Origin of the sequence: Geminicoccus flavidas, from assembly GCF_009806515.1 — a bacterium.
Taxonomy (GTDB): domain Bacteria; phylum Pseudomonadota; class Alphaproteobacteria; order Geminicoccales; family Geminicoccaceae; genus Geminicoccus; species Geminicoccus flavidus.
Genome location: NZ_WUJP01000401.1, coordinates 1 through 6,290 on the forward strand (window position 1 = coordinate 1; position 6,290 = coordinate 6,290).

The 6,290-nt window shown below is 70.4% G+C and carries 9 protein-coding genes; 7 read left to right on the plus strand and 2 right to left on the minus strand.

Annotated elements, in window-relative coordinates; translation table 11 throughout:
- The 3 genes from EQG76_RS11350 to EQG76_RS11360 form a co-directional block, all read left to right on the plus strand.
- Positions 1 to 383, plus strand: a 383-nt coding sequence (locus EQG76_RS11350; protein ID WP_321573448.1) for an oligopeptide/dipeptide ABC transporter ATP-binding protein, incomplete at its 5' end; no start/stop codon positions are given.
- 158 nt (positions 384 to 541) lie between these two features.
- Positions 542 to 973 carry a DUF2231 domain-containing protein gene (locus tag EQG76_RS11355; protein WP_235031318.1) on the plus strand — a complete coding sequence of 144 codons (432 nt, stop codon included), beginning with the start codon at positions 542 to 544 and terminating at the stop codon, positions 971 to 973.
- A complete protein-coding gene (locus EQG76_RS11360; RefSeq protein ID WP_159713435.1) occupies positions 973 to 2,307 on the plus strand; it encodes a PQQ-dependent sugar dehydrogenase in 1,335 nt (444 codons plus the stop codon). Before EQG76_RS11355 ends, EQG76_RS11360 begins: the two co-directional genes overlap by 1 nt.
- A 200-nt stretch (positions 2,308 to 2,507) precedes the next feature.
- On the opposite strand, the gene EQG76_RS11365 is transcribed toward EQG76_RS11360, so the two are convergent.
- Positions 2,508 to 3,125, minus strand: a complete 618-nt coding sequence (locus tag EQG76_RS11365; RefSeq protein WP_159713427.1) for an RNA recognition motif domain-containing protein — start codon at positions 3,123 to 3,125, stop codon at positions 2,508 to 2,510.
- Between the two features lie 286 nt (positions 3,126 to 3,411).
- Between EQG76_RS11365 and EQG76_RS11370 the strand changes: the two genes are divergently transcribed.
- Positions 3,412 to 3,741 (plus strand): acylphosphatase, encoded by a 330-nt coding sequence (locus EQG76_RS11370; protein ID WP_407925531.1) that lies wholly within the window; start codon positions 3,412 to 3,414, stop codon positions 3,739 to 3,741.
- 4 nt (positions 3,742 to 3,745) lie between these two features.
- Here the strand turns inward: EQG76_RS11370 and EQG76_RS11375 are convergent, their stop codons facing one another.
- Positions 3,746 to 4,495, minus strand: coding sequence for a class I SAM-dependent methyltransferase (locus EQG76_RS11375; RefSeq protein WP_159713429.1), 750 nt, complete (start codon positions 4,493 to 4,495; stop codon positions 3,746 to 3,748).
- A gap of 123 nt (positions 4,496 to 4,618) precedes the next feature.
- Here EQG76_RS11375 and EQG76_RS11380 point away from each other — a divergent pair, with 123 nt between their 5' ends.
- The 3 genes from EQG76_RS11380 to EQG76_RS11390 all read left to right on the plus strand — a co-directional run.
- Entirely contained in the window at positions 4,619 to 5,512 is an 894-nt protein-coding gene (locus tag EQG76_RS11380; RefSeq protein WP_159713431.1) for a LysR substrate-binding domain-containing protein, read from the plus strand.
- Positions 5,509 to 5,919 carry a cupin domain-containing protein gene (locus tag EQG76_RS11385; RefSeq protein WP_200840743.1) on the plus strand — a complete coding sequence of 137 codons (411 nt, stop codon included), beginning with the start codon at positions 5,509 to 5,511 and terminating at the stop codon, positions 5,917 to 5,919. The genes EQG76_RS11380 and EQG76_RS11385 overlap by 4 nt, the downstream gene beginning before the upstream one ends.
- Before the next feature lie 76 nt (positions 5,920 to 5,995).
- Positions 5,996 to 6,290 (plus strand): FAD-dependent oxidoreductase (locus tag EQG76_RS11390; RefSeq protein ID WP_159713433.1); only part of this gene is annotated, 295 nt, incomplete at its 3' end.

The following is a 6,290-nucleotide window of genomic DNA, read 5'->3' on the forward strand; positions in this document are numbered from 1 at the left end:
TGGACCTGCAGGACGAGTTCCGGCTCGCCTATTTGTTCATCAGCCACGACCTGTCGGTGGTCCGGCACATCGCCCAGGACGTGATGGTGATGTATCTGGGCAAGGCGGTGGAGAAGGGGCCCAAGGCGGCGATCTTCGCCACGCCACGCCATCCCTATACGCGGGTGCTGCTCGCGGCCACCCCGATCGCCGATCCGCGCCGCCGGCGCGACCGGATCAAGGCCAGGGGAGAACTGCCCTCGCCGCTGGCCCCGCCGCCCGGCTGCCCGTTCCACCCGCGCTGCCCGCTCGCCAACGAGCGCTGCCGGGTGGAGGTGCCGGGCCTGACCAGGGCGGGCACGCAGCTCGTCGCCTGCCATGCGGTGGAGGAAGGCCGCGACTGAGCGGCACTCCCGCCCACCGGCCGGAGCGGGGGCGGCGCCATGCCGTGGCCAAGCGCCCTGCCCCGCTCCCGCAACTTTCTAACGGTTGATCCGTTACCCCGGCGACGCTTTGCCGGGCGCCGGCCACGCGGCCGCGCCCTGGCATGAGAGGAGACGCCGTGGTTGCCATACCCGCCTCGAGCCTGCCGAGGCCAATCCACCCGCTGCACGCCATCCTCCTGGCGTTTCCGCTGCCCCTGTTCCTGGGCGCACTCGTCAGCGATCTCGCCTACCGGGCGACCTTTCATGTGCAGTGGGCCAATTTCTCGTCCTGGCTCATCGCCGGCGGGCTGCTGGCCGGTAGCTTCGCCCTGCTCTGGGCGCTGATCAACCTGTTCCGCAGCCATTCCGGCTATCGCAGGCGCCCCGTCGCCTATTTCATCGTGCTGCTCGCCATGTGGGTGCTGGGCTTCATCAACGCCCTGGTCCACGCCAAGGACGCCTGGGCCACCATGCCGGAAGGCCTCTATCTGTCGGTGATAACGGCGATCCTGGCGCTCGTTGCCGCCTGGATCGGCTATTCCGGGTTTCGGACCGGAGAGGTGGAATGATGCGCTCGCTTCTGTTGCTCGGTGCTGCGGCGATCGCCCTGTCCAGCTGGGACGCCAAGGCCGATCCGGCCCAGTATGGCCCCAACCCGGACCTGCCCGAGCCGAACCGTGGCCTGCTGCCGACCATGAAGATCCCGAGGCCGGCTGGCTGGGGGGAGGAACGGCCGATCGTGCCGCGGGGCTACCGGATCGAGGCCATTGCCACGGATCTCAGGATCCCGCGCCAGACCCTGGTCCTGCCCAACGGTGACATCCTGGTCGCGGAGGGCTCGGGTGGCGGTGCGCCAGCGCTCCGCCCCAAGGACATCATCGCGAACTTCATCAAGGCCCTGGGCAAGACCTCGGTGAAGGGCGGCAACCGGCTGACCCTGCTGCGCGACGCCGATGGCGACGGCACCTACGAAGCGCAGGGCGTCTTCGCGGACAATCTCAACGCGCCCTATGGCCTGGCCTTCGCCAACAACGCCATCTATGTCGCGAACCAGGATGCGCTGGTGCGCTTCGACTATGCCGACGGCCAGACGCAGGCGGGCGGGCCGCCGGAGCTGGTGACGGACCTGCCGTCCGCGATCAACCATCACTGGACCAAGGCGCTGACCGCCAGCCCCGATGGCCGCTTCCTTTATGTCGGCATCGGCTCCAACAGCAACATCACCGAGCGCGGCATGGATGCCGAGGTCGACCGGGCGGTGGTGTGGCAGGTCGATGCCGAGACGGGCATGCACAAGCGCTTTGCCACGGGCCTGCGCAACCCCACTGCACTCGCCATCCAGCCGGGCACCGACCAGCTCTGGGCAGTGGTGAACGAGCGGGACGAGATCGGCCCCGACCTGGTGCCGGACTACCTGACTTCCGTGCAGGAGGGTGGCTTCTATGGCTGGCCCTACAGCTACTGGGGCCAGAACGTCGACCCGCGCGCGCAGCCACAGGACCCGGAGAAGGTCGAAGCGGCCATCCGCCCGGACTATGGGTTGGGCTCGCATGTGGCAGCGCTGGGCCTGGCCTTCTCGAGCCCGGTCATGGGTGAACAGTTCGCCGAAGGGGTGTTCGTCGGCGAGCATGGTAGCTGGAACCGGACCGATCCGTCCGGCTACAAGGTGATCTTCGTGCCGTTCCAGGACGGCAAGCCCGTCGGCGAGCCGGTCGACTTCGTCACCGGCTTTCTGACCGCGGACGGCAACAACACCCGCGGCCGGCCGGTCGGGGTCACCGTGGACCCGCGCGGCGCCCTGATCGTGGCCGACGACCTGGCGAACACGGTCTGGCGCGTGTCGGTGGACCAGCCCCAGCCGGCAGCCGCACTCGAACCCGACCGGGATCAGGCCCAGCGCTGATCCAGCACGGCTGGCGGCAGCCCTCGCGCCGCCAGCCGCGCCCGTGCCCGCCAGGCCTGCCGGAGCACCGGGACCCGCGGCAGGCCTCCCATCCCCATCCGTCATCGGTCTGGCGACTCGTTGCCCCAGAAACGCAAGAAGGGAGGGCCCCTTTCGGGACCCTCCCTTTCATGCAGGTCGCCTAGACCCGTCTGGAGTGATCAGTTCCAGTTGTCGTCGAAGCCGCCGCGATCGCCCCGGCCACGGCCACGGCCACCACCGGGGGAGCGCGACGGACGATCGCCGAAGCCGCGGTCCTCGAAGCCGCCCGGGCTGGGCGCGCGGTCGCCGAAGCCACCACGGTCACCGCCGCCAGGGCCGCCGAAGCCGCCGCCACCGCTGCGCTCAGCACCGAAGCCGCCACGCGGGCCGCCGAAGCCGCCACCGCCGCCGCGCGGGCCACCAAAGCCCCCGCGGTCGCCGCCGAAGCCGCCACGGTCACCGCCGCCGCGAGGACCGCCGAAGCCGCCACGGTCACCGCCGCCGCGAGGACCACCGAAGCCGCCGCCACCACCCGGGCCGCCGGCCGGACGACGGTCCTCGGCCTGGCGCACGGCCAGGGCGCGGCCCGCCATCTGGAAGCCGTCCATCTTGCGGATGGCGTTCTCGCAGGCCTCTTCCGACTCCATCTCGATGAAGCCGAAGCCGCGGCTGCGGCCCGTCTCACGGTCGGTCGCGATCTTGACGGCCACGACGCCACCGTGCGGGGCGAAGAGCTGCTCGAGTTCTTCAGGGGTGGTCGAATAGGGGAAGTTGGCTACGAAGAGCTTACGAGTCATCGGCGAGTCCGGCAAAACCGCGGAAGCGGGTGGGGAGTACGATCGAGGAAGCAAGGGATGCGCGCGTCGTCGGATGATCGCGTGACCCGTCTGCTGCAACGGGCTCCGCTCCGACCAACCCCATCAGCCCGACGAAGCTAGGCGCAACCGCCGCATCACCGTAGCAGGGTGAGAAAGTCAAAGATGAAGCGACTGTCACGAACAGGGCGTCTTCTCGCGTAGCGACACATTCCGTTCGTCCCTATACACCAGCCGCTCGTGATGCGCCACGGAGTTTTCAGTGTCCATAGCCATCGATGGGGGTGAGGCAGAAGGCGGCTTTTCGGTGTCCCCACCGGCACGCTGCGCGGCCCGGTTGCGGATCACCGGGCGGGTCCAGGGCGTGGGCTACCGGGATTGGCTGGTGGGCCAGGCGGTGGAGCTGAGGCTGACCGGGTGGGTGCGCAACCGGCCGGATGGCTCGGTGGAGGCGCATGCCGAAGGACCGGCCGCCGCGCTCGAGCGCCTGGCCGACCGTTGCCGAAGGGGTCCGCGCCTGGCCAGGGTCGACGGGGTCCAGGTCAGCGACCTGGCGCCCGAAGGCCATGCGGGCTTCACCCGCCGCCCGACCGGCTGACGGCTCAGGGCCGCTCGGCCACGAAGCGCAGCCGGACATAGTCGGCGGTCCAGTTGCCCTGCCGGTCGCGCAAAGCCGGGGCCAGCATCGCCTCGACCCGCCGCAGGAACGGCTCCTGCCGCTCGGCCGGCAGGTGGCGGGTGTACGGGCCGGCGAAGGTGAAGAGCCAGCCATACATGCCGGTCGGCAGCGGGGTCGGCCGCGGGATCAGCTCCATCCGCCGGACCGCAAAGCCGATCCCGACCAGCCGGTCGGCCTGCTCCTGCGGGCTCGGGAAGCTCCAGGGATGCAGTGCCGCCGCGTCCAGGCCGAACTCCGCGGCCGCCTGGTGCAGGGCCACGACCTCGGCGGCGACATTGCCCTGGCCGCCCATCTCGCACACGAGCCGGCCGCCCGGCCGAAGCGCCCGGAACACTCCCTGCAGCACCGCGTCCTGGTCCCGCATCCAGTGCAGGGCGGCGTTGCTGAACACGGCATCGAACCTCCCCTCGAAGCGGAGGTCCTGGCCGTCCATCTGCTCGGCCGGTACGCCGCGCTTGCGCGCTGCCGCCACCATCTCGGCCGAGGCGTCCACGCCCAGCACCCTTGCCCCTGCCGCCTGGAGTCGCTCGGTCAGCACTCCGTCGCCGCAGCCGAGATCGAGCACGTCCTGCCCGGCCACCTCGCCCAGCAGCTCCAGCACGGGCCCACCCAGGATCGGCACGAAGCCGGCATTCTTCTGGTAGCTGGCGGCATTCCAGGTCTGGCTCGTCATCGGGTCATTCCCTTCTCTCCCTGGGTGCAGGCGCGTTGCGGAAAACGTCTTGTCCTGGCCGATCCTAGAGCGGATCATACAGCACTACTGCTGAGACGAGCTCATGCTTTCCGGACCGGACCGATGATCTCGCTGAAGGCGGTCCAGGCGTTCGCCGCGATCGTCCGCCATGGCAGCGTCGCCCAGGCCGCCGCCGAGCTCGGCGTGACCGGCTCGGCGCTGTCGCACCTCCTACGCGACCTGGAAGCGCGCCTGGGCGTGCCGCTGTTCGACCGGGTCGGCCGGGGCCTCGTGCCGACCGAGGACGGAAGGCGCCTGGCCGATGCCGTTGTGCCGGCGTTCGCCCGGATCGACCAGGCCCTGTCCGACTTCACTCGGCGCCGGGTGGAGCTTCGGATCAGCACGCTCTCGACCTTCGCTAGCGCCTGGCTGATCCCGCGCCTGGAGCGCTTCCAGTCCAAGCATCCGGACATCGAGCTGCTGGTCGCCACGTCGACCCGGATCGTCGACTTCGACCGCGAGGCCTTCGACTGTGCCATCCGCTACGGCCAGGGCAACTGGCCGAACCTGCAGATGCAGAAGCTCTACGACGACGGCCTGGTGCCGGTGGCCAGCCCCGAGCTGGTGGCGCGGACCGGCCTGGAGACGCCTGCGGACCTGGCCAGCGCCCGGCTGCTCCACGCACGCGCAAGGCGCGGCGACTGGGATGTCTGGCTGGCGGCTGCCGGGGTGAGCGGAGTGGACACCAGCTCCGGGCCGGTGTTCGAGACCCGCGCCCAGGTGGTCCAGGCGGCGATCGGCCGGCTGGGCGTGATGGTGATCGACCCCTGGCTGGTCGCCGACGAGATCCGCCAGGGCCACCTGACCATGCCGTTTGGCCCGGTGGTGCCGCTGCCGGCCGCCTACTGGCTGGTCTGGCCGCAGCGGCGCGGCCAGGCGCGACCGCTCGCCGCCTTTCGCGACTGGCTGACGGAGGAGATCGCCATGGAACGGGCCAGCCTGGGGCAGAATACTTGAGCACTGCACTCCAACCCGCGGCGATGATCGCCGCCGACCCGGACACGCTGGCGCCGGACGGTTCAGAGATCCGCTTCCTGCCCCAGCTCAAGGGTGGCAGCATGGTCCATTGCCGCGTCCCGGTCGGCGGCACCACGCTGGCCGTGCGCCATCGCACCGTCGAGGAACTGTGGTACGTGGTCGGCGGCGTGGGCGAGATCTGGCGCTCCCTCGCAGGCGAGGAGCGGGTCGACCATCTGTGCGCCGGCAGTGCCGTCACCATCCCGCTGGGCGCCCATTTCCAGTTCCGCTGCACGGGCGACGAGCCCCTCGAGATCGTCATCGTGACCATGCCGCCATGGCCAAACATGGAGGAGGCGGAGCGGGTGGCGGACCACTGGCCGGCCGCCACGGCGTCTTCCAAGTAGTGGCAGCGCGCGCATCGTTTGCCCCGGTCCGCGCCAGGCGCTAAACGCTGGCGCGGCAGATTCTGGGGATGATGCGTTGCAGCCAGTGCAGGTGATCGGTGGAGGGCTCGCGGGCTCGGAGGCGGCATGGCAGCTCGCCCGGCAGGGCGTGCCGGTGGTGCTGCACGAGATGCGGCCGGTGGAGACCACGGCGGCGCACCAGACCGGCCAGTTCGCCGAGCTGGTCTGCTCCAACTCGTTCCGCTCCGACGACCCCATGGGCAATGCGGTGGGTCTGCTGCACGAGGAGATGCGCCGGCTGGGCTCGCTCATCATTGCGGAAGGCGACCGGCACAAGCTGCCGGCCGGGGGTGCGCTCGCGGTGGACCGCG

Coding starts and splice junctions, on each gene's coding strand:
- EQG76_RS11360 (WP_159713435.1), top strand. CDS start 973: ATGCGCTCGCTTCTGTTGCTCGGTGCTGCGGCGATCGCCCTGTCCAGC.
- EQG76_RS11365 (WP_159713427.1), bottom strand. CDS start 3,125: ATGACTCGTAAGCTCTTCGTAGCCAACTTCCCCTATTCGACCACCCCT.
- EQG76_RS11375 (WP_159713429.1), bottom strand. CDS start 4,495: ATGACGAGCCAGACCTGGAATGCCGCCAGCTACCAGAAGAATGCCGGC.
- EQG76_RS11380 (WP_159713431.1), top strand. CDS start 4,619: ATGATCTCGCTGAAGGCGGTCCAGGCGTTCGCCGCGATCGTCCGCCAT.